The 24,782-nt window shown below is 40.7% G+C and carries 19 protein-coding genes; 11 read left to right on the forward strand and 8 right to left on the reverse strand.

Going from position 1 to position 24,782, the window contains the following annotated elements:
* Positions 1-10 precede the first annotated feature (10 nt).
* A complete protein-coding gene (locus CXF81_RS04040) occupies positions 11-808 on the forward strand; it encodes a PP2C family serine/threonine-protein phosphatase (protein WP_101180094.1) in 798 nt (265 codons plus the stop codon).
* Positions 809-838: 30 nt separating this feature from the next.
* Here the strand turns inward: CXF81_RS04040 and tagF are convergent, their stop codons facing one another.
* From tagF to CXF81_RS04075, 8 genes are all read right to left on the reverse strand, one after another.
* Positions 839-1,519: a type VI secretion system-associated protein TagF gene (gene tagF / locus CXF81_RS04045; protein WP_101180095.1), complete on the reverse strand. Its 681-nt coding sequence runs from the start codon at positions 1,517-1,519 to the stop codon at positions 839-841.
* 9 nt (positions 1,520-1,528) lie between these two features.
* Positions 1,529-4,966 (reverse strand): type VI secretion system membrane subunit TssM, encoded by a 3,438-nt coding sequence (gene tssM, locus CXF81_RS04050; RefSeq protein WP_101180096.1) that lies wholly within the window; start codon positions 4,964-4,966, stop codon positions 1,529-1,531.
* Positions 4,966-6,282, reverse strand: a complete 1,317-nt coding sequence (gene icmH / locus CXF81_RS04055) for a type IVB secretion system protein IcmH/DotU (RefSeq protein ID WP_101180097.1) — start codon at positions 6,280-6,282, stop codon at positions 4,966-4,968. The genes tssM and icmH overlap by 1 nt, the downstream gene beginning before the upstream one ends.
* A 2-nt stretch (positions 6,283-6,284) precedes the next feature.
* On the reverse strand, positions 6,285-7,616 hold the full coding sequence (gene tssK, locus CXF81_RS04060; RefSeq protein ID WP_101180098.1) for a type VI secretion system baseplate subunit TssK: 1,332 nt from the start codon (positions 7,614-7,616) through the stop codon (positions 6,285-6,287).
* Between the two features lie 38 nt (positions 7,617-7,654).
* Complete coding sequence (gene tssJ / locus CXF81_RS04065) at positions 7,655-8,125, reverse strand: type VI secretion system lipoprotein TssJ (protein ID WP_157825490.1); 471 nt, start codon at positions 8,123-8,125, stop codon at positions 7,655-7,657.
* Positions 8,126-8,138: 13 nt separating this feature from the next.
* Positions 8,139-9,728 carry a type VI secretion system-associated FHA domain protein TagH gene (gene tagH / locus CXF81_RS04070; RefSeq protein WP_101180100.1) on the reverse strand — a complete coding sequence of 530 codons (1,590 nt, stop codon included), beginning with the start codon at positions 9,726-9,728 and terminating at the stop codon, positions 8,139-8,141.
* Positions 9,729-9,803: 75 nt separating this feature from the next.
* A complete protein-coding gene (locus CXF81_RS19800; RefSeq protein WP_157825491.1) occupies positions 9,804-9,953 on the reverse strand; it encodes a hypothetical protein in 150 nt (49 codons plus the stop codon).
* 85 nt (positions 9,954-10,038) lie between these two features.
* A complete protein-coding gene (locus tag CXF81_RS04075; RefSeq protein ID WP_101180101.1) occupies positions 10,039-12,054 on the reverse strand; it encodes a type VI secretion system Vgr family protein in 2,016 nt (671 codons plus the stop codon).
* A gap of 387 nt (positions 12,055-12,441) precedes the next feature.
* Here CXF81_RS04075 and tssA point away from each other — a divergent pair, with 387 nt between their 5' ends.
* The 10 genes from tssA to CXF81_RS04125 all read left to right on the forward strand — a co-directional run bounded on the left by tssA (position 12,442) and on the right by CXF81_RS04125 (position 24,733).
* Positions 12,442-13,545: a type VI secretion system protein TssA gene (gene tssA / locus CXF81_RS04080; protein ID WP_101180102.1), complete on the forward strand. Its 1,104-nt coding sequence runs from the start codon at positions 12,442-12,444 to the stop codon at positions 13,543-13,545.
* 77 nt (positions 13,546-13,622) lie between these two features.
* Complete coding sequence (gene tssB / locus CXF81_RS04085; RefSeq protein WP_101180103.1) at positions 13,623-14,129, forward strand: type VI secretion system contractile sheath small subunit; 507 nt, start codon at positions 13,623-13,625, stop codon at positions 14,127-14,129.
* 2 nt (positions 14,130-14,131) lie between these two features.
* Positions 14,132-15,622: a type VI secretion system contractile sheath large subunit gene (gene tssC, locus CXF81_RS04090; RefSeq protein WP_101180104.1), complete on the forward strand. Its 1,491-nt coding sequence runs from the start codon at positions 14,132-14,134 to the stop codon at positions 15,620-15,622.
* A 53-nt stretch (positions 15,623-15,675) separates the two neighbouring features.
* Complete coding sequence (locus CXF81_RS04095; protein WP_101180105.1) at positions 15,676-16,161, forward strand: type VI secretion system tube protein Hcp; 486 nt, start codon at positions 15,676-15,678, stop codon at positions 16,159-16,161.
* 104 nt (positions 16,162-16,265) lie between these two features.
* On the forward strand, positions 16,266-17,054 hold the full coding sequence (locus CXF81_RS04100; RefSeq protein ID WP_101180106.1) for a type VI secretion system accessory protein TagJ: 789 nt from the start codon (positions 16,266-16,268) through the stop codon (positions 17,052-17,054).
* On the forward strand, positions 17,054-17,554 hold the full coding sequence (gene tssE, locus CXF81_RS04105) for a type VI secretion system baseplate subunit TssE (protein WP_101180107.1): 501 nt from the start codon (positions 17,054-17,056) through the stop codon (positions 17,552-17,554). Before CXF81_RS04100 ends, tssE begins: the two co-directional genes overlap by 1 nt.
* Positions 17,555-17,560: 6 nt before the next feature.
* The gene (gene tssF / locus CXF81_RS04110; RefSeq protein WP_101180108.1) at positions 17,561-19,432 is read left to right on the forward strand and encodes a type VI secretion system baseplate subunit TssF; all 1,872 of its coding nucleotides are present in this window, start codon (positions 17,561-17,563) and stop codon (positions 19,430-19,432) included.
* Positions 19,396-20,412 (forward strand): type VI secretion system baseplate subunit TssG, encoded by a 1,017-nt coding sequence (tssG, locus tag CXF81_RS04115; protein WP_101180109.1) that lies wholly within the window; start codon positions 19,396-19,398, stop codon positions 20,410-20,412. Before tssF ends, tssG begins: the two co-directional genes overlap by 37 nt.
* A 27-nt stretch (positions 20,413-20,439) precedes the next feature.
* A complete protein-coding gene (gene tssH / locus CXF81_RS04120; RefSeq protein WP_101180110.1) occupies positions 20,440-23,172 on the forward strand; it encodes a type VI secretion system ATPase TssH in 2,733 nt (910 codons plus the stop codon).
* Positions 23,173-23,413: 241 nt separating this feature from the next.
* Complete coding sequence (locus tag CXF81_RS04125) at positions 23,414-24,733, forward strand: hypothetical protein (RefSeq protein ID WP_101180111.1); 1,320 nt, start codon at positions 23,414-23,416, stop codon at positions 24,731-24,733.
* Positions 24,734-24,782 lie beyond the last annotated feature (49 nt).

The following is a 24,782-nucleotide window of genomic DNA, read 5'->3' on the forward strand; positions in this document are numbered from 1 at the left end:
ATTAATAATTATGCTTGAATGTTCATGGAAATCGGTAGCGAAGACAGACATTGGTACAATAAGAAAGGTTAACGAAGATGCATTTTTGGATAGCCCTCATGTAGGTATGTGGTGTGTTGCTGATGGAATGGGAGGCCATGCCAAAGGTGATGTCGCCAGTAAATTGATAGTAGATAGTTTGCAGGTTATCGCAAATACGAATAGCTATCCTTTGAGGACAGAACAAATCAAACATGTATTACAGGATGTCAATAACCGTTTAGTTGCAATGGCTAGTGAGAAACAAGCTGTTATTGGCAGTACTGTAGTGGTTCTTATTTTTGATCAGCAATATGCTCACTGTATTTGGGCCGGTGATAGTCGCATATACCGGATACGCAATAATAAGCTCACACGGCTTACGCAAGATCATAGCCAAGTAGAGGAAATGGTTCAACAGGGACTCTTAACTCCTGAACAAGCCGAAAGTCATCCAAATGCAAATGTTATTACTCGAGCGGTTGGTGCCTGTGAAGAGTTGGACTTGGATGTCGTAAGTGATGTAAGACTGGATGGAGATAAGTACTTTTTATGTAGTGACGGTCTTAACAAAGTTATTGATGATGTGGAGATTGAAAAATTGTTACTTAATACGCCATTAGATTCTATTGCACCTTTGTTAATTCAAACTTCTTTAGAACTCAAAGCTCGTGATAATGTCACTGTTATAGTGGTTGACAATCAACAGTCTTTAGAGATATCTGATGGAATGAACAATATTCCTTTAAGCACATCATATTTAGATGACACCTTACCGTTAAGTAGATAACCTAAGGTTGTTATACGATATTTCTTAGTTCTATTCGGTCACTAAAAAAGAATAATAGTTGTCTGTTGGGGGCATCCCAGAGAAATATCGTATCTGTGGATTAGTCCCCTCGGTATTTCCCATCGACCAAATTGATATATCGGTATTCTGTTTTGCCAGTAACATTTGTAAGAAAGACTCATTACCAACGGTAAACTCAAGTGCATCGATTCCTGTAACACAACCAAGCTCCATAATTGAAGATATCTCTTTAACCTCTGCACTTTGACATGTGGACTCTTTAAGGCTTTGATAAATATCATTCAGTACGATGGTTATTTCGTCGAGGTCTGGCCTTTTATTTTCCAATAAACTTAATGCAAAGTCTTCTCCGACTTCGTGTATGAGGTCAACTTTTCGTGCAAATATAAATGGATTAACGTCTGCTTCAGCCTGGCAAACAACAGTGAAAGGGTAACATCGACCCGCTTTATCAACACTTGGCATTATAAACCCAGCAACAGGTGTATCACTAACTGTCTTTTGGTTAATAACAAAACGCCAAATGGGGCTGTTAAAGTATTTGCTTCTCCATAAACTCCCTAATTGTTCATTAGACGAGCTCAAAGACTTTAATACCCAATTATCCCAATATTTTATAAATTCGGGACACACGTTGCGTTGCACAAAATCGCCATAGCCAGGTAGCTTGCCAAAATATCCAATTTTCATTATGTCTCGCTAAAATTCACGGAGACATTTGAAATTAGACAACTGGGACATAATCAAGGGATTCACTCTGCCGTTCCCAGTAATTTCATATATCGCTTCATAATCGTTTTTAGCAAATGTCACCTCTACTTTATTTTCATTTATCTGTTTGCGTTTTGCGTTGTCAATAAGTCTAAATAATGCAAATAACCCATTTTTGCTTTCAACCACATCACTACCATCACGACGCTGAAAAGCAAATTGACTGCTTGAGCCGAAGTCTTGTGGCGGCCACACAATATTGGTACTTGCAGGTCGACCAAATTGATAACTCAAATTTTGACCGTGGATCGACATTTTGAACTTTGAAACCCGAGAATCTAAGTAAATGGGCTTGAAGGCCAAGGTAAGTGAGGCACTATCGCTATCGTTCGCAAATAAACTATCCCGTATCTTGTTTACTTGCTCAAAGAATGGCAATACATCATCATCAAAACCATAGGTTCCAGCAATGTTCGCTTTCCATTGGAATGGATAAGAGTTACTTCTGATTAATGGACGTATATGTTCAGAGAAAAACTGATAAATGCTACCTGATGACCCGAATAATTGGGTTAAATCTCTCAGATTCGCATCTGTTTGTGCCGATCGCTCAAAAGGATATTTAAAGTTAATAGTATCATTACACTTAGCTAATACACTTTGCTGCCAAAGATTTTCAATTTTGATTCTATGTGTTTGGTTGCGCATTGCTTTAATACTATTGGCCATTTCCGCACCCCAACGATTTAGGGGAGCGGGTTGACTAAAAGCAAAGGCCTGTAAAGGTTTTAAGATGTCATCGTTACCGCTGACGTCCTCATTTCTAAAATCAAAATCTAGCGCCACAGAAATATCCGAAACAATCGAGGACATTCTTTGCAGAACAACGGTTTTTTGCTCTTCGCTTAAAAGCTCGTGCAATTTACTAAACTGCGAGGTGATCAGATATTCGGGAGTATCAGTGCTGCGCAAGCTACTGAGTCTTTTAGCCCTATCAGTAGCTCGGTCAGCCGAAACAGACAAATTTGATAGTTGTAGGTCAGAGCTAATTTCCACCAGTTTTGTTGCTTGGGAAACCGATTCAAGTAACTGAAATAGTGGTGAGCTTATTCCGCTGGCTAACTTTAATGCTGAATCTAATGCTGCCATATTGGTTGTTTGTTTTACAGAAACTGATTGCAATAATTGTTGCCAGTTATTTACATAGTCTCGTGCATATGATTTTTCAATCTGTGATGACAATGCGCCTTTGTTGATCACATTACCCTCGCCTAATATCCATGTTTCGGTTTCTAATTGGTCTAGGTAATTTTCAATTTCCTCATCCAACACCAGCGAAAATATTTCAGGTGTAAAAAGGCGTGCAATAGTTTGAATGTCATCTTGAGTGGTTGTTAACAAGGTACGCCAGTCTGATCCCGCTAATTGGGCCATTGATAACATATCTTCTGACTTATTCATGTAGGCAATTTTAAATTGTGCATAATAAATATCTGATACAGTTTGTGATTGCAAAATACGTCTCGAATTGTCCACCAAAGGCTGATCCACACTAGCAAATGACATATTATTTTTAACAAGGTTGTTAGCGTGAGCGGATACCTGAACAAATTCAGTATTTGTAAAAAACTCATTACTGTTAAGATTTTTAAACAACCAATACCTTAGAAAAGTACGGTCTCTTTTATCTGCATTTGCAAGCATTAAATAAGCCTTTAATGCTTGATATTTTTCACTTATATCGTCGCTACTCCTTAGCTGGTCTTCTACCTGTTTTTTTACATAAGGCATAAGGACTGTAGAGAGCAGTCTGTCGTAACTCGCTGTCAGTGCATTTTCTAATGAGTTCGACTGGGCCAAGCCTAAGCCTGAAAACTGAGATTCACTTTGCTCAACGACTGCTGCAATGTTATCGGCAAAGTCATTTAGGGCTGGGATATAACTCCTTACATCAGCACCACTGGAAACTGAGCTTTCATACTGTTTGCTCCATTTATCTACAGATGATTCACTTAGTTCAACATACCGTGCATTATTGCCGAAACTAATAAAAAAACCTATTATAATGAATAATGTAAAAACGCTAGCGCTAGCCATTGTTATGCGTTTTATCAAGCTTTTTCGTTTTTCATAGCCGACTAATACGCCAAACTGGTCTGATTCTGGGAAAATAACTTGCTGCAGCAGCTCTTTAATAAAATAACTACGCTGGTCGTTATTCCATAACGCTTTTGCTTTATTTTTCAAACCAAAAGCGGAAGATACTTTAGCGATAATACGGTCAATAGGTGCTCCACTTTGAGTCCCACTAGTAAAATAAACACCTCTTACAATACCTGAGGTCAATCCTTCATCAACTTTGGCTAAATTACCCACTATACTGTCAAGTGTTGGTTTTAACGATGAAAACTGGTCACTAAAGCTATAAATGAGTGACTTGCGATTGGGATCTCTTTCTAGCGAAATTCGATGCCACTGGCGCCTTGTAATCGATTGGGTTAACTGTCTAAATTCTTGAGAAAAATGCGTTAACAAATTACCTTGTATACTATTGTTTTTATCAAAAGTAATACCGAATGCTTGTTCTCTTTCCTTATGTGAAAAGGTCTCATAGAACTGACTAAACCCAGCCAGCATATCGGATTTAGTAATCACAATATAAACAGGAAATCTGGTTTTAAAAAAGTCATTTACTTCTGCAATACGTTTTTTCATTTGCAAAATATGTTGACTCATTTCATATTCATTCATCGTCATCAGATCTGACATACTAAAACTGACTATTAATCCACTAATAGGTTTGCGACGATATTTTTTAATTAAGCCTAAAAAGTTATTCCATCCTGTCTGATCGGCTTTTTGGTGACTATCTTGGGAGCTATATCGACCTGCTGTGTCCAACAATACTGCATCCTGAGTTATCCACCAATCGCAGTTTTTAGTACCTCCAACGCCTTGTACTGCTTGATTTCCAAGCTCATTGAAGAGTGGGAATTGCAGACCTGAATTAGACAGTAAAGTGGTTTTCCCACTTCCTGGAGAGCCAATTATCATATACCAAGGCATATCAGTCAGTGAATTTTGCCTGCCTTTTTTATTTTTTAACATGTTAAAGGCTTCGTCAAACTTACTCTTTAACTCCGCAGACTCAGAGTTAATAATATCATTGAGCCCATCTTCTTCGGTGATGTCTTTAACCAAATTTTGCTGTTTTTTCATTTGTCGGTGATATTTGATAAATTGAACAATTAAATAAATAAACAACACCAAAAGAATAATAATAAACCGGCTGCTTAATGAGGCTAGGAAAAAATAACCTGCAAAATTAAAGTAAGGCCCAGCAAAATAAATTAACAAGGAAAAAAGTAGAAAACAGATGACTGGGATAAACCATCTGCTAGCGGTTATTTTTTTTATCTTTTCCATTATATGAGGTCATCCTTCAAAATCAGAGTCAATTCTACGCGGCGATTAATACTTTGATTGTAATCACTATCATTAGTTACCAATGGCTGCGTATCAGCGACGCCTCTGGTCATGGTATTCGGCAACTGTTTGTTGCTTTTTGTTAACCATTTAGCAATAGCTTCAGCTCTCTTGCGAGAGATGACCCAATTTGATTCTGGTTGACCTGTCGAGTCAGTGTGCCCCACAACCAGTATGCGATCCGCATAATCCTGTATAGCATTGACTAAAACATTCACATCAGGCAGCGCTTGTTCATTGACTGTGCTACTCCCTGACTTGAACAAACCGGTACTAACAAAACGAATAATAAGTTGATCGTTTCGAACATCAACAGATACAATTTTTCCCTCAATATAGACGCTTAGTGCGTCCTTTAATGAATTGGCAACACTATTGATATCAAGTAGGTTTGATTGAGGACCTGCGGCTTTGGGTACTAATTGCTCCCAGCCGATAGACTCTATTTTCTGATATAGTGGTTCTACTTTGGTTTGCAAATTGGATAAAAATACTAAATACACAACTAGTAAAATGAACCCCATAAATAAGAAAAATACTGGAAGTGGAAATTGTTTAACAAAACCGGTTTCTGTATTCCCTGCACCTTGCCAACTAGGAGACAAGTCACGACTAATCGGGCGAATTTGCTCTATTGGACCGTACAATTGTTGACTTATTTGCAGTAATTCAGACTCTCCCTGTTTTGAGAGTCGATACTTTCCACAGAACCCTGATGACAAACAAACATAACATAATTCAATTAAGTCAATGTTGCGTTGTGGTTGTTCGAGCAATTTGTTTACGATAATAAAAAATTTTTCTCCTCCGGATGTTTCATTATGATATTTACTTAATAAGGTCTGTTGACTCCAAACACTGTCTGACCCCCAAGGGGTAGACAGTGCTAACTCATCAACTAAACAACAGATGAGATAACGTGCAGTCAGCCCTACTTCTTTACTTAAATTGAGTTGACTAATCTGTTGGTCAAACTTAGTAATTAAGGTTTCTATGTCTCTTCGAAGTTGTTCAATACTGTTGCTGGGCTCTAATGAACGAATATGACTGGCTAAAATGACTAGATCGCTGGCACAGGATAAAATAATATTCTCGCCGTCACATTGTGCGGAAGCATTCAAATTAACTTGTTCTGTTACATTGTTAGGCTGAGAAGATGCTATAGGTGAAGATTCAAAACCTTGTGAGCTTGCTGATTTTCGTCGGCCACCCGGGTTAGGAATAATCATAGTCTTAGACAAATCATCGTCTTGCATTATTACTTGCTCCTAATGGCCCACAGTTCCATATTCAAATTTGGGAACTTCGTCCCTACGTGCAATGCGATACCGCCAGATTCTGCCAGGGCATTCCAATATTCACCATTTTGAATCAACTCATAATAAATATAATTGCGTTGATAAGGAATTTCTCGCGGTGCTACTGCTAAATTATTGAGTTGAATACCCGGTAATTGAACATTAACCAGTTCTTTGATTTGTTCAATAGCCCCGATTTTGACTTGAGCTTGAAAGTATGTACGAAGTTCTTCCGTTGATATGTCTGCGGTCACTGCAAGTATAAAGGATGCAGAAGAGAATAATGTTTTATCCGCAATGACACCAATACTGATCCCATACTGCTTCTCTTGCAACGGAATGTTGAGTGAGTTTTGTTCTAAAACAACGCTGAATATTTGTCGTAATTCCTCAATAAGAGAACTAAACATCTCAGTTAGTTTGTTGTGCTGATAAATTGGTAGCTCGGGTACTAACTTATCCGCTTTGATAAAAGTGCTCATGTCGCCGATTAGACCAATAAATCTTTCATACAATTCAAAGGGTGCTAGGATTTCTGCCTGGTCTAGATTGTTCAAAATAGGGGCGTGTCGATTAAGAGTCTGCAGCATCAAAAAGTCGGTTACTTCTGTCGTGGTCGCTTTACCTGCTACAGACACTCGGGAAGCAAGTGCACTGGTGCGATGTTTAACTAGTTTTACTAACTCACTTAAAAAACCAGAGATAAAAGCATTACTCTTAATATTTAGGCTAGGAGCGATATAATTTTCTTGTAAACTAACGTTATTACTGGCACTCACATCATTTACAAAGGCAATTGGAATGCAGCTAAACTCATTATTGTCATCTTTGTCAGTGCGTAAACTAAAGCTCAGTCCAGATACTTCAACAATTTGTTTTGTCGAAGATGTGCCAGATACATCTCTTGCTTCATGTTCAGCTATTGAATATCGGCTACGAATCGCGCTGTCACGGGATGTTTCTGTATTGCCATTGCGTCTAATTGACACCGCTAAATAGATGGTTGTATTCAATAAATTTTCATTTATATCGATGGCCATAGGTAAGCTATCAATACTCGGGAAGTTGAAGTAACTTCCATCTGGCAATATGCCTTCAGCGGCATTTAGGCAAAATTTACCATTTTTCAAATGAGATTTATCAATTTCTATAGAAGACATTCCCCAGAAATGAGGGCGGCATAAAGAACTGCTATATCTTAACTGAGATTCATGATATCTGGATTGTTGCTGAAAATGATGGGGTTGGAGCATCATTCCTTCCGACCAAATTACCTTCTTTTCCCATGCCATATCAACCGATCCTTTATTTATATTCTATTTATTAAAATTTATATTTCTACTACACGTACAGACAGCTTATCTATTTTAATTTCGATTCCAGAACTGCTCCATAAACTACCTTCGGGCACCGCTTTTACGGTCCGCCAAGTCACCATATCGGTACTGCGATAACCTACAACAACCCCAATATACTTAGCATTTTCAGATATTTTCAGTTCAACTTCTTTTTTACTATTTGGATCAATCAAATACTCGTCTAACGTTATATATTCTGTACCAAGAGCATTATGGTTACTTTCAAAAAGTGCATCATAACTTGAATTTTCAAAATTAATTTTATTTGATAATTGATATATCCGCACAATAACAGACGACGGACGCCCCGCTATGTCAGGGTTGATATCTGCAGACGCAGTAATGAAATAATTAAAATTCACGGTATTTTCAGTTGTACTGGAACAAGCTGTGAGTGCAAAACACACGTAAATAATACTGATTTTTGTTAGATGCCTTAGCATATTTTTTTCCTTTCTATTGTTCATTTTTGAAATTGTTAATTTGAGATTGATAAGCATCAGAGAAATACGAGCCAAGTATTTCATTAAGATTTTCAGTGACACTTTTGGCTAACGTACTTTGCTTTTCTTTGTATAACTGCCAACACTGTGAATTAGCATTTAACCCCATAAACCGTTTTGATTTTTCATTGACTTGTTTTTCAATGGTTTCGGGGGCCAGTTCGGCGAGCAAGCCAATAAGTGTACCCTGTAATCCCGCCATAAATGCCATTTGATGCAATTGTATGTCTTTTAATGCCTCGTCGTATGCATCGCCTGTCGTCATATACCCCTTTTTCTTCTTAACGAGCAACATTTCCAAAGTATCCTCTGGGTCAATAGAAAACTTGATTGGGTTGTTTGATCTAGGTTGTATTAGTGTTGCTGACAGTCTGGATTCTTGTTTAAATGCCGTTCTACTGGCTAAAAGAGACATCACCCCTTTTGTGGTCGACAACATCACGGTGGCAACGTCCTCGGCAAAGGTTTCTTTATCGACCGTACTCATAAACTCTTTCGGCAAGCCCAATTTTTCGTACAACATGCAAAAAAATGTATCGTCACCACTGACTGCAAGTGAGACTTTCTCGCTAACCCCTTGGTTTGTATTATTTTGTTGTGGGATATCAGCGGTGACTGATGGCGGAATAACAGGACGCTCATTCTTTGAATCATAAACATCAGGTGCTGGCGCAGGAGCAACCGTGGGAGCAAGAACCTGAGCCCCCTGGTTATTTATGTCTTGTGAAGGGGTAGGCGTAAGCCACTCGGACCCTGCAGATGTAGGTGTTAAAGGTTCAAAAATGGGCTTTTCTAGTTCCTCAGCAAAGGGATTAGCGATCTCTTGTTGGGGTGCAGGTTGTTGAGTATCGTTTGCTGGTTTGAGGTCACCAACATCAAACATCTCCCAATCATCGGGAATAACGCCATCACCAACCTTTACGACACTGTCAGAGGCAGTGGAGAAGGGTGAATTCGTCTGAGCACTAGGATTAAATTGATTACTTGGTATTTGGGGCGTGCTCGCGGCGGGTGATATTAACGGTTCAGATAATAGTTCCTTTAGTCCTAGGTCGCCCGACGGACTGGCATTATGACCAAAATTTTGTGGTCCTGATGGTGTAAAAAAACTTGACGGGTTTGCTTCTAGTGGCGCAGCAGCTTCAGCTCCCATTACCAAACCCAACAAGTCGCCGTCAGTCTGATTATCTGTTAGCTGCGCAGTGCTATCCTCCGTATATTGCAGATTAATTTCTTCCACCTGTACTGAGTGTTTACCAATAACCAGGACATCTGATTTTTGCAAAACGTGTTCATTGCCGTGGCCTAACGGAGCGTTAGCATTGTTAATGACAGCCCCATTACTGCTTACATCGGTAAGAATAAACTGTTGATTTCTAAACGAGATCAGCAAATGTTTTTTAGACACAAATCTGTCCGTATCGATTAAGGTCCAATCACAATCTGGAGCCCGTCCAATCGAACCGCCGAGGTCTGTAAAACTACATTCATCGTTTTGACCAATAACTGTGGCCGATAAAAGTTTCAATTTCAAATATGACATAGGTACAAACAAATCCTTAATACTTTTAGTTTACCAATAGCTTTGAGGCCACTATCAATATTGCTAATATAGGGATTAATAGCAATAACACTTTAATCTGTCATTAAAAAGCTGGTACTTTTGTTCCTGATGCTTCGCCTTTATTTTTGCCGCATCACCAGGCTTTGCAACATCAGCCGCGGTCGACTCTACTGCAGTTACTGTTTTACCGCTTTTTGCTAACACAGTATTCTCTTTCACTATTCATTTTTACGTTTGATGGTATAGGCAAAATATAATGCTCATTATTTTGAGGATAATACCAAGCAACTTAGTTAATTTTCACCATACTGCCTTTGACAGAGGCATTTGCCCCCGCTTTGATTTCGGCATTTGCCCCGGCATTAATTTTAGTATCGGCGCCTGATTTGATATCTATTTTCGCACCGGCATCCAATTCAATATCACTATCTGTTTTAATTGTTATGCCTCCACCTTCAATAGAAATTGATGATCCCCCGACTTTAAGCGTAATTTTGTCAGTCGCTTCAATGCAAATATTGCTACCTTTGACATAGCTATCATCGGACACCTGCATTGAATGATTCGCCTTAAAGACCTCAGTTACGTCACCTGTAACGGTAAGCGATAATGAGTCCCCTACTTTTTTTGCTTCTTTGCCGATAACATCCAAATGACGGTCTTTACCTATTTTTTCAACGTGGTCAGCTTTAACTTCTTCACTGCGATTATTTTCAACAAGTTCTGTTTGGTCATTTTTAATAATTAAATGACGGTCATTACCTATTGTTTCAAAGCAATCATTTTTAATATTGATCTCTTGGTTTTTCTGTCCTTGAATAAAAATCTGTTCTTCGTCTTTTTTATCTTCAAAACGAATCTCATTAAAACCATCCCCCCCTTTAGTCGATCGTGATTTGACCCCTGACATAGTGGCATTAGCGGGCAGGTCATAAGGTGGCATAGCACTGCCATTATATACGCTACCAATAACGATTGGGCGATCAGGGTCTCCATGAATAAAGTCCACTAAGACTTCTTGTCCAATACGGGGAATTTGCATGCTTCCCCAATTTTTTCCCGCCCATGATTGTGATACCCTGATCCAGCAAGAGCTTTTTTCATCAGCCTCTGCATCTCTATCCCAATGAAACAACACTTTGATCCGGCCGTATTTGTCGGTCCATATTTCTTCGCCTTTTTTACCCACTACCATAGCTGTTTGTGGCCCGGTGATCCTGGGCTTAATGGCAACTTGCTGTGGACGATAGGTTACATTCGAAGGGATCGCGGTAAAGTTACATGTGAATAAGTTTGTTTCCTGCTCATTTGGACTTGGAATGTATTGTTCAGATTTTAAGATACAGGAAAAATTGACCACTAAATAATTGTCGTTTTGATCGTCACGGTGATGATCAATCAACGCAAATTGGCTACCTGCATAGAGTGTTCTAAAATTACCCTCGGCATATTTTTGATCGTAACGAACGTTTTCTTTCTCCATCAAAATTTTGGTATAGCTGATACCTTTATCTCGTTCTGTATATTTTCCGGGATAATTAAATTTTTGTAATGAAGCAAGTGATCCCGTTTTAGGATCTGTGGTGACCGCATTGAGGTTTTTAGAAGGCAACGTAAAATCAAAGTCGGCCAGACTCACTCCCCCAGTGCGGATTTTTCGGTAGTTTTCCCATTTTATTATTCCTTCCAAGCCGATGTGATAATCAGACTCTTCCTTTTCGTAAAAAGGAACATCGCCAATATCCGGTTGCACCGAACTGTCGTCAGCTAATATTAAAGTGTGTTTACCATCGGTATGGATAAAATAATAGTAGATCCCTTCCTGCTCCATTAGTCTGGATACAAAGTTGAAATCGCTCTCATTGTATTGAACTACATATTCTTGGGGGCTATATGTATCTTTAAGTCGGTCTTCATAGTCAGAGAAACCCAAGTCGTCAAAGACCATTTTGATAATATCAGGGTAGGTTTTTTCTTGGAAAATTCGGCAATTTTCACTTAAGGAAAGTAACCAGAACCAGGGCTTAATCACTGCCCCAAAACAGGCATTTCTATCGATATTTTCTTTTTGAAAAAATTCGGTAACGATGCCATTAAAAAAGCGGGTTTCATTTTCGGTTTCTAGACGGATAGTAACATTTTGTCCCAATATATCGTCCAATGAAATATCTTCATCGCTACTCAAAAGTTCCGCTTCTATGGAAAACGGTTGGCCAAGTTCTTCATTTATTCGTGCTTGTCGCAATAATAACTTTTCGTCGCCAAGGGGGGTAGAAATCGCAACAAATTTGTTGTCAGCGGGCATGTATGCATCCTTCGATTGATAAAAAAAGCCTTATTAGCGCCCATGCTTTGGTGAACTGGCTAATTAAAATCATTTACCAGAGATTAATGCCACTTCAAGGATAACAATGCTTTGCACATTTTAATATTCGCTCCAAAAACAGTCAGCGCTTAATCGCCTTGCCTGCATTAAATTAAATACTTTATTTAAACGATAGCTAAACTTTATTAATCTATCACATTCTTTTCTCTCACATTCTTTTTTTTTGCGCTTGCATTATATTATGTTTTTGTATTATTGTGGATTACGTAAATTTTTTACATTACATTGTCTCTACTGCAACTGGCTTCTTGTTTGTTCTAGACTAGAGCTTTAAAGACTTTTTAAATGTAATATAATAAGAAAAAAATGGATTACGATAAGAAAATCAGCTCAGAAGTGTCGAATAGTGAAGCATGCGGTGTAAATCTTGAGGATGACCCCGGCTTTCAAAATTTCTTCTTTGCATCTCAGGGAACACCCGAAAGATTTGACGGGCAGTCAACGATCCCACCAGAGGCTCCAGATTGGCGAACAGTCAAAAAGCAAGCGCTTGAATATCTAGAAAAGACTCGAGACCTTAAATTAATTAGTGTGCTTGCGCAGGCGGTACTAAATACTGAGGGCTTAGTCAAATTCGAACAATGCTTAAATGGTTTGGCGCAACAAGTGAAAGGGCATTGGCAAGAATTACTGCCCCCATTAGACGAAGATGACGGTGACCCCTTAGAAAGAATATCTGCTCTGGGTCATTTATGTGACAAAGATTTTGTAATCAACATTATAAAAAAACTCCCTATCGCCCATTCCAAAGGGTTGGGTGGCGTCACATTACAGGTCATTGATCGCGCTGTCGGTCCCGCAGGCTCTAAAATTGAAGGTGACTTAGCAATACCTCAAATTATCGGCATATTTAAAGAGTCCGATCCTGAACAGATCGTCGCCACCTACACTGCTGTAAACCAATGTATTGCGCACTTAAACGAGATCAATAATACGTTTATTGAACGCGCTGGAAATGAGTACAACGTTAACTGTGACGCAACCATTGATGTATTGACTCACCTTGGTAATTCATTGCAAAAATATGGCAATCTGCATATTGAAGTAATTACTGAGGCAGAAGAAATTACCGAGTCACCGACTTCACAGCAACCTGCGAATGGTTCAACGTCTTCTAATACACCAAATCATCCCAATTTTGATAGTGCCAATATGGAATTAACCTCTCGAAACGATGTAGAACGATGTTTTGATTTGATACTTGCTTACTACCAGCAATGTGAGCCATCAAGTCCTGTGCCGATTTTGATCAATAGAGCGAAGAAACTCGTCAACTCAGATTTTCTCGACATAGTGAAAGACATTTTCCCTGATGCGCTGGAACAAGTTCAAAAGCTCGGCGGTATTACCGACCAAGAGCCCGAGGCAAATACGACTGGAAGTACAGGTTCATCAGGCAGTTCCTGGTAAATAAAACTGAATTAAAAACCTAACAACATTCGCTAAGTAAAAAATTACATTATTACTAACAGAGTAGGAGAGTCAACGTGGCTAGTGGTCAAAAATTTATCGGGCGCAATAGAGCGCCGAGAGTTCAAATCGATTACGATGTAGAGCTGTATGGTGCAGAAAAAAAAGTTCAAATTCCGTTTGTAATGGGTGTTATGGCAGATTTAAGTGGTAACCCGGCCGAACCTTTAGCACCATTATCGGAACGTAAGATATTAGAGATTGATGTTGATAATTTTGACGATAGGTTAAAAGCAGCAAAGCCTCGCGTGCAGTTAAGTGTGCCCAACACGTTAACCGGTGAAGGTAACTTATCGGTAGAAATCAACTTTGAAAGCATGGACGACTTTACACCCGCAGCTATTGCCAAGAAAACCGACGGCCTCAAACAATTGCTTGAAGCCAGAACGCAGCTATCCAATTTAGTGACTTACATGGACGGTAAAGAGGGCGCAGAGCAGCTGATCGCCAAGGCACTGGCCGATCCTACCTTATTAGCGACCTTAAGTGCGGCACCTAAACCAGACGAAAGTGGGGAGGAATAAACGTGGCTGAACAAGAATCAATACAAACAGAACAAACCGCATGGGAAGATCTTGACCAAAATAGCTTCGCATCATTATTACAAAAAGAGTTTAAACCTAAATCTGAGAATGCTAAAACTGAAGTTGAAAAAGCGGTTAATACCTTGGCAGGTTACGCACTAGCAGATGCAAATATCATTTCTGAAGATACGGTTAATTCGATTGAGGCCATTATTGCTGAAATTGATAAAAAGCTATCAGAGCAAGTTAATTTAATTTTACATCATGAAGATTACCAGACACTTGAAGGCACCTGGAGAGGTTTGCATTACTTAGTGAATAACACTGAAACAGACGAATTCCTTAAAGTACGTGTTTTCAACATTTCCAAGAAAGAGCTCGGCAAAAACTTAAAGAAATTTGCCGGAACAGCCTGGGACCAAAGCCCAATATTTAAGAAATTCTATGAAGAAGAATACGGTCAGTTTGGTGGCGAACCCTTTGGCGCAATAGTAGGTGATTATTATTTCGATAATAGTCCTGCTGATGTTAACTTGCTCACTAATATGTCAAAAATTTGTGCCGCCTCACACTCTCCCTTTATTACGGCAGCGTCACCTGGACTTTTACAATTAGACAATTGGAGCGAGTTAAGTAATCCACGGGATCTGACTAAAGTTTTCTCTACTCCGGACTTCGCTGCATTCAGGTCGCTACGTGAAACTGAAGACGCCAAGTATATTGCGTTGACTATGCCCAGAGTACTTTCCCGTCTGCCTTATGGTGATAAAACGGACCCAGTAGAAGCTTTCGATTTTGAAGAAGATGTCAGTGGCCCCGATTCATCTAAATACGCCTGGACTAACGCCGCCTATTCTATGGCAGTAAACATTAACCGTTCATTTAAAGAATATGGCTGGTGTTCACGTATTCGAGGTATTGAATCTGGTGGCGACGTACAAGGTCTTCCTGTACATACCTTCCCCAGTGATGATGGTGGCGTAGACATGAAATGCCCCACAGAAGTGGCTATTAGCGATCGCCGTGAAGCGGAACTTTCGTCTTGTGGTTTAATGCCGCTTATTCATCGTAAAAACAGTGATATGGCAGCTTTTATTGGCGCGCAGTCTTTACAAAAACCGGCCGAATATGATGACCCGGATGCGACGTCAAATGCTGCATTAGCGGCACGCTTGCCCTATTTATTTGCTACCTGCCGTTTTGCCCATTATTTGAAGTGTATTGTGCGAGATAAGGTAGGTTCATTTAAAGAGCGTGCTGACATGCAGCGCTGGTTACAAGATTGGGTTAACAATTATGTAGACGGCGATCCTGCAAATTCATCAGAAGAAACCAAAGCCCGTAAACCTATGTCTGCAGCGGAAGTAGTAGTCGAGGAGGTAGAAGGAAGCCCAGGCTATTACAGCGCCAAATTCTTTTTACGCCCTCATTACCAATTAGAAGGTTTAACAGCATCATTACGATTGGTGTCAAAATTACCATCTGAAAAATAAACGCATTAAACGAGTAAACTAATAAACAATAAACTAATAAAAGGAAAGTAATTATGGCTGTTGATATGTTTTTAAAATTGGATGGGATTGAAGGTGAGTCTCAAGATAAAACTCATGCCAAATCTATTGATGTTTTAGCGTGGAGTTGGGGTCTATCGCAAAGTGGTAGCTTTCATGCAGGTGGTGGTGGTGGTGCAGGTAAAGCCAATTTTCAAGATATCAGTGTTACTAAATATGTTGATAAATCGTCTATGACGCTAATGGGGAAAATAGCGACTGGTCAACACATTGAAAAAGCAAAACTTATTGTACGCAAGGCGGGCGGCACCGCTCCTATTGAGTACGTAGTCATTGAGATGGAAAAAGTAATGATAACGTCACTATCCACCGGTGGTTCTGGTGGAGAAGACAAGCTGACTGAAAATATTACACTAAATTTTGCTATTGCTAAGGTTTCGTATCTGCCTCAAAAAGCTGATGGCGGCGCTGATGCAGCGGTTGAGTTTAAGTGGGATATTGCGCAAAACACAACGGCTTAAACTAAAAAAAGCCACTCACAAATTTGAGTGGCTATTTTATTTTTATCTTAGTCTATTTCATTAGCGGGATAGACCATCTTTAAGTTCATATAAGTAAAGTAATAATGAATGCCGAAAGTCTATTAAAGTCAGGTGACTTAATCGCTTGTAAAGCGCAACTATTTAGCGACATAAAAAAAGACCCTAGTAACGTAAACCTACGTGTTTTTTTGTTTCAGCTGTCTTGTATCAAGCGTGATTGGCAAAAAGCGAAAACGCAGCTTGATGTGTTAAAAGACTTATCAGACTCAACATTAGCCATGGTTAATACCTATACACAATTGCTTGAATGTGAGTTAAAACGCGAAAAAGTGCTTTCAGGTGACGTAGAGCCTATTTGTTTCGGTGAACCCTCAGATTGGTTAGCTTGCTATGTTAAGGCTTACCAACTTTATTGCACTAATGAGATAGAGCAAGCTAAGCAATTAATTCAACAAGGAGCTGAACTCGCTCCGATGATAAGTGGCACGGTTGATGAACAACCTTTTGAGTGGCTTAGTGATGCTGATGTAAGATTTGGCCCCGCGATTGAGGTGATGTTAAACGGTGGGTATTACTGGTTGCCACTTGAGTATATTTCAGAGATTAATTTTGAACCGGTAGACGACCTGCGAGACTTGGTATGGCGTGCCGCAAATTTGACCTTAAAAAACAAAGGACAGCTTATCGTGTTTATACCGGTACGTTACCCTATTAACGCTGAGACCAGCGACCTTCAGTTGCTTGCCAGAACGTGTGACTGGCAAGAGCCTGTTGCTGATTTTTATGTGGGCAACGGTCAACGCGTTTTTATGTCTGATAAAAATGAGTACCCCTTACTCAATATTAAAACGATTAAGTTTACTCACCAATAATGCCGGAACTTTCTCAAAAAGAACGCTTACAATTGTCATTACTTGACCGTTTGTCAGATGATGAACCGGATAAATTATCCGAATCCAGAGATAAGCGGGTTATAACCGTGTCGCGATTAAAGCAACTGGTGCAGCGAGACTTGGCATGGTTACTTAACTGCGTGGCAGCGTCAGCCAATTTTGATTTGACAGATTACCCTGAAGTCGCAAAATCCAGCTTTAATTACGGGATCATCGACTTGTCTGGCCTGACGGCAATGAGCCTCAGTGCCAAACATATTGAAAGAGAACTGACCAAATGCATCAAAAACTATGAACCGCGTATTATACCCCGATCGTTGAAAATAAAGATTTCCCTGGCCAGACAAGAGATGAGCAGCAATACCTTATCGTTTGAGATTACTGGTGATCTTTGGGCTCAACCTCTGCCGCTACAATTGTTTTTAAAAACAGAAGTAGATATCGAAAACGGTATCGTCAAACTAAATAGTTGGAAGTGACACAGAATGGATGCAAAATTCTTAAAATTTTACAATCAGGAATTAAAATTCATTCGCGAATCGGGTGCTGAATTTGCCAAAGAATACCCTAAAATTGCCGGTCGTCTTGGCCTCGATGGGTTTGATTGCTCTGATCCCTACGTAGAGCGTTTACTGGAAGGGTTTGCCTTCCTGTCAGCCCGTATTCACGTAAAACTTGATGCTTCTTTTCCAAAATTTACCCAGCATTTAATGGAGCAGCTTTTCCCCACTTTTTTACAACCTTCTCCTTCGATGTTGATTGCACAATTTAATCCTGATCATGATGAGGGTAGTTTGACCCAAGGAGTAGCGATACCCAGGCAAACCGCCCTGCACAGTCTACTAGGAAAAGGCGAACAAACGCCTTGCGAATACAGAACTTCAAACGACGTGACCTTATGGCCCATAAAGTTAGTTAAAGCCAAGTATATAAATGCTCAGGAACTAGCGTCGTATACCACTAAGACTCCGCTGGGGTACACCCCAAAGAGCGGGATTATGATCACCCTAGAAAGTATCCCCGGTACCAAGTTCTCAGACCTATCATTGGACTCGCTGATGCTGCATATTCGCGGAGCTGAGTCTTTCCCAATGTACTTGTTTGAAGCTATATTTAAAGGCTACCAAGGGTGTTTATATAAAAGTGGTGACAAGCTTTGGCGCCATGCAGAGGCAAGCACGCAGGTGACGTCACATGGTTATGATAAGGACGAGGCGTTACTGCCTTATTGCAATCGTCAATTTGATGGTTTTCGCTTGCTTAAAGAATACTTCGCCTTTGCCCGACGTTTTTTGTTTTTGTCGTTAGATAATTTGCAGGCCACCCTGAGCCAGTGTAATGAAGAAAAAATACAACTGCTGCTATTACTGGATCATAACGACAACCGCTTGGAAAATTTAGTCTCAGCGGACAATTTTGCACTGCACTGTACCCCAGCTATTAATTTATTTCCCAAGCGTGCCGAACGTATCAATGTATCAAGGTCAACCAGTGAGTTTCATGTGGTGCCCGATAAATTGCGGCCATTGGACTTTGAAGTGTGTTCGATTAGCCACATCAAAGGATTTAATACGGGTATTGAATCGAGTACTGATTTTTTACCTCTTTATGGCGCCGACGAGAGTCACAACAGTCAGCGTAACGCTTATTACACCTTAAGCAGAAATACCCGTAATCTTAATGGCAATCAACGAAAGTTTGGCCATCGTTCAAGCTATATAGGGACAGAAGTCTACGTATCACTGGTTGACCCAAAAAATGCGCCCGTGGCCGATAATTTACGCCAGCTCGCCGTTGAAACAATGTGTTGTAACCGGGATTTACCCCTTATGATGCCCTTGGGTAAAAGTAAAACCGACTTCACTATCGAAACTGGGGCACCATGTGAATCGGTCCGTTGTGTTGGCGAGCCCACCCGCCCAAGCTCGCCCTTAAGTGAAGGTAATATTGCTTGGGATCTGATCCAGCAACTGTCGATTAACTTCCTGGGCATGAGTGATAATGACAGTGTGTCTGCATTGACTACGCTGAAAACCCTGCTGGGCTTGATGATGAATAAGAAAGACCACAGCCAAATAAAACAAGTGGATGGCATCATCGCTTTCACAACTCGGCAGATCACCAGCCGCTTACCCTTTGCTGGACCGATTTGCTTTGGTCGGGGTGTGGCCATCGACATCACCGTAGATGAGCTCGCTTACGAAGGCAACAGCACCTTTATGCTGGGCATGGTTTTAGAGCGGTTTTTTGCTCAATACGTCAGTATCAATTCGTTTACCCAACTTATTTTACACTCATCTGATAGGGGGGAAATATATCGATGGCCAATTCGAATCGGCTCGCAAAGCGCTATTTAGACGAGTTATCTAAGGATCCTGATGAGCTGTATCAACAAGGATTTGCCCCCCTGTTGCGCTATCTGGATGCGAATGCGCCTTTAACAGCGCGTATTGGCTATTCTGTTTCGCCGAAACAAGATTGCGTACGATTTGGCCAAACACCTTTATTACATTTTCACTCATCAGCGTTTACCGAGGTTAGATTTGGGTCGGTTAATGGTGATTACAAACTCAAAAATAGTTATTGGGGAATGTTCGGGATCAACGGCCCTTTGCCGTCTCACTTGACGGAATATGCCATTGAAAGGAATTATCGCCTAAAAGATAAAACCCTTGCTGAGTTTTTAGATGTTTTTCATCATCGTTTTATCTCGTTGTTTTATCGGGCATGGGCAGACGCAGAGCCAACGGTGAGTCATGACAGGCCTGAGCAAGACAACTTTAAACGTATGGTCAATGCTTTTTCGGGTGATGTGGGCGCTGGGCAAGACAGCTTTAATCAAGACCAAAATATCCACCAATATCTGTCAGGGTTATACAGCCAAAAAAATCGCAGCAGCCAAACTCTACGTCAGTTGTTGTCGGAAAGTTTACACCTAGATGTGGGTATCGAAGAATTTCAGGGTCGTTGGTGCACCATAGAACCATCGGAGCAAAGCCGACTGGGTCAAGCTAATGCCACGCTGGGGATGGATACCATCGCAGGTGGGCGCACCTATCAACGTAGTTTTAGTTTTGCGATTAATATTGGCCCCGTTAACTACGACCAATACATTGGGTTGCTGAACAACAAACATCGTATTAAAAATATTATCAAGCTTACCCAAAAATCGGTAGGACAAGAATATGAATTTTCAATCAATATTTTATTGAAAGCCTACCAGACGCAATCTTGTCAGTTAGGGTCAGCACAACTGGGTATTAATTCATGGTGTCAAAATAAGTCTAGCCACTTAGCACAGCGCGACCCCATTTTAATCTATACGACTACATGTTAATCATTATTACATAAGGGAATAATCACCATGGCTGAAATAAGTCGCGTCAACCTGTTTGGTAAGTTAGATCCTATTGCTTATAAAGCCATAGAAAGTGCCACGGTATTTTGTAAATTACGTGGTAACCCCTACGTAGAGCTCATTCATTGGTTTCAGCAAATTGTGCAACTGCAAGACTCTGACCTACACCGGATCATTGCCCACTTTGATATCAATCCCTCCGTTTTAGCCAAAGATATGACTAATGCCCTAGACGCTCTCCCCCGGGGAGCCAGTTCCATATCCGATCTCTCCAGCAAAATTGAAGACTCGATTGAGCGTGCTTGGGTATATGGCAGCTTAGTGTACGGTGATTCAAAAGTGAGAATGGGTTACATCATTTTAGGCATGTTAAAAACCCGTGAGCTAAAAAGTAGCTTATTGAATATGTCTGGCGAGTTTGCAAAAATCAAAGCCGAACAATTAGGCGATGACTTCGCGCAGATAGTAGCAGGCTCCTGTGAAGATAATACCCAAGCGAGCGATGGCTCGGCCATAGGCGGTGCCCAGCCAGGTTCTGCAAGTGACGCCATGTCGCCAGCGACCATGGGTAAACAAGAAGCCTTAAATCAGTTCACCACCAATTTAACCGAGCAAGCCGCTAAAGGCGAGTTAGACCCGATCATTGGCCGTGACGAAGAAATTCGACAATTAATTGATATATTAATGCGCCGCCGTCAAAACAACCCTATCTTAACGGGTGAAGCCGGCGTGGGTAAAACTGCCGTAGTCGAGGGCTTTGCCCACCGTATTAACAAAGGTGATGTGCCCCCAGCATTAAAAGGCGTCAAATTGCTGTGTTTAGACATTGGTTTATTACAAGCCGGTGCCAGCATGAAAGGCGAGTTTGAAAACCGCCTGAAACAAGTGATTGAAGAAGTCAAATCCTCCCCAACTCCCATTATTATGTTTATTGATGAAACCCATACTCTAATCGGTGCAGGTGGCGCAGCAGGTACTGGCGACGCCGCTAACTTATTAAAGCCGGCTTTAGCAAGGGGTGAACTGCGGACCATAGGCGCCACCACCTGGGCAGAATACAAAAAGCATATTGAAAAAGATCCTGCCCTTACCCGTCGTTTTCAGGTAGTCAAAGTTGAAGAGCCCAGTGAAGAAAAAGCCATTCTTATGCTGCGTAATATTGCCGGCATGCTGGAAAAACACCACAAGGTAGAAATGCTTGATAAAGCCATAGAAGCCGCCGTTAAACTGTCTCACCGTTATATTCCTGCTAGGCAATTACCCGATAAAGCAGTGAGCCTGTTAGATACCGCTGCAGCACGTGTGGCAGTAAGCCAATTTGCCACTCCAGCAGAGCTCGAAGACTGTAAACAACGCATTGAAAACTTAACCGTTGAACAAAACGTGCTGGAAAAAGAAGCGGCGATTGGTGTGGTTAACCAAAAACGTATGAATGACATTGTTGAATGTTTAACCTTTGAGCAAGACAAAGAACAAGCCTTAACCGAAAAATGGCAACAAGAAAAAGAAGTGGTGAATGCGGTACTCAGCGCAAGAAAAACCTTACGTGATTTACTCACCGAGCAAAAAGCCTCAGCGCTGCAAGTAGCAGAAGCAGCCCAGAATGCTGATGGTACTCCCGTTACATTGATTGATAATGCCGCCGCCATCACCGCAGCCAAAGCCGAGCTGGATGAGCAACATGCAAAACTAAGTGAGCTGCAAGGTGAAAACCCGCTTATCCTGCCCGCTTGTGATGAGCAAGCTGTTGCCTCAGTGGTAGCGGATTGGACAGGCGTGCCGGTGGGCAAAATGGTCAATGATGAAATCAATACTGTGCTTAACCTCGCCAACATCATGAAGCAACGCGTCATCGGCCAGGATCATGGCATGGAAATGATCGCCAAGCGTATTCAAACCTCTCGTGCAGGACTCGATAACCCGAACAAACCCATAGGCGTATTTATGTTATGCGGCCCATCCGGCACCGGTAAAACCGAAACCGCTTTGGCACTGGCTGAAGCTTTGTATGGCGGCGAGCAAAACGTGATCACCATCAACATGAGTGAATTCCAGGAAGCCCATACGGTATCCACTTTAAAAGGTGCACCTCCAGGCTATGTCGGTTATGGCGAAGGCGGCATTTTAACCGAAGCCGTGCGCCGTAAACCTTATTCCGTGGTCTTATTGGATGAAGTGGAAAAAGCCCACTCAGACGTGCATGAAATTTTCTTTCAGGTATTCGATAAAGGCGTCATGGAAGACGGCGAAGGCCGCTCCATTGACTTTAAAAACACCCTTATTTTACTTACATCCAACGTCGGCAGCGACTTGATCATGAACATGTGTAAAGACCCAGACTTAATGCCAGAGCCAGAAGGTATGGCTAAAGCCTTACGGGAGCCACAATTAGGGGTATTCCCCGCCGCTTTACTCGGGCGCATCGTGACTATTCCTTACTTCCCTTTATCAGACGATATGATCAAATCTATCACCCGTTTACAACTGGACAGAATTAAGCATCGCGTTGAAACAGGGCAAGGCATTGATTTTGTATATGACGATTCGGTGGTTGATTTAGTGGTCAGTCGTTGTACTGAACTAGAAAGTGGTGGACGGATGATTGATTCTATTTTGACCAATACTTTGTTGCCGGAAATTAGTAATAAGTTTTTGACGCATATGCTGGAGGGGTCACCTATTAGTAAGGTGGAGGTGACGGCTGAAGGTGGTGAGTTTGTTTATGAGTTGAGTCATTAGAGATTTAGTTTAAAAAGGTGCCTGTGAGGTTTGTGGGCTTTTGTTTTAGAAGATAATCAACAGGGTAAGAGACTTTGATTTCAACGTCTCTGACCCCTTTGGTTTGGAGATACTCACATCATTTATATAATGATGTGAGTATTTACAATCGGTAGAGACAAAATTAACGTTAAAGGGAATGAATAAAGCATAACTTTATACTCCCATATACAACTTACAAAAATGAAATGGAAGCACTAATATGCCTAAAGTAATACTTGAATATAAAAGGTGGATGAAACTAACTTATGTTGGGCCACTAGCAACCCGTAGTGCTATCTTAAAAAAAGTTGATATATCACTGGAGAGATATAGTAATTCAAAAAATGTATCTAATTTTGAAGACCTACGCAAAGCAGTAATCCAATACGTAAAATCAGAAGGCGCAAACTGGAAATCTAGTAAACGTAATAACAATGGTGCTGTTCAAGACCTATATCGACAAGTGATGGAAGTTAATGGTCCAGCCAAAACATCAAGCGATATACTTGCATTAAGTGCGGTAAAAAATGAATCGCGAGCAATACTCACTGACCTATTTAAAAAAAAGGAGCTTGAATGGCGACCTAGCTTTTGGAATAAGGTTAAAGTTCCCAAAAAAGATAGCATAAAGAACGTGAGGACTTTTGCCAAGAATGTTAACACCATAAGCAAAGAATATGTAAGTGATTTAGTTCCCAAAGATAGTTCGACTGAAGTATTCAACATAATGTCTTTAATTCCTTCCTTTAACGTTGAGTTGGCCGCATCCGTGACGCCAATCTTAGGTGTTGGTTTTACTGGCGCATCAGCATTAAAGCAAATTGCTACGGCCTCTTATAAACAATATCAAATAAAAGAGGCTAGAATGCATCAAGAAAGAAGCCTTAGTATAGGAGAGCCTAATAGTGCAATTTCCGCCCTAATAATATTATTACAACGGGAAAGAACTTCAGTGGCTGCACGTGCAGCCATAACAACGGGAGAGTTTGGCGGAAAACTTGGTGGTTTGCTACTTGATGCAGGCACACTAACCAACGCTGTTGTTGGCATGACCGCACAGCTTGCCAAACTCACTGTTCTAATAATGGAAATATATCGTGATGTAAAAGAGAGAAACGCTGCAAACATTTTAATGCAAAAACCTGAAAATATCGATATAACGTTGTTTGAAACTTGTCCTATTCTTGGTGCTTACCTTATATGTTGTGCCCCTACTAGCGTAATGGTTAACGCTATATTCGAAAAGTTCTTCGAACAAGCCTGGAAAGGAGAAGTAGTTTACACAGTGAAAAAACATCTAAAACCACTTCAAGACCAAGCTCAAGGATTAGTATTAGAGCACAGGTTTTGGATTCCTAGTTTGAAAGATTATCCTGGTATGTTTAAAGTAAATACGATTAAACTCGAGGCTATGGAAAAAAGCAAAGGAATGAATGGCATTGCATGGGATAATCATATTTCATCACCATTTGATGTATCTACAACAAATACTCAAGGGACGATTTCTTTGCAAGAAGCGCAGACAAGAGGATATAGCTAATCCTATATTCAAAAAATACTGAATTGGAGTTTCCGTCATGAAAGGAAGG

It is taken from the genome of Glaciecola sp. 33A, assembly GCF_002836745.1.
Taxonomy (GTDB): Bacteria; Pseudomonadota; Gammaproteobacteria; order Enterobacterales; family Alteromonadaceae; genus Glaciecola.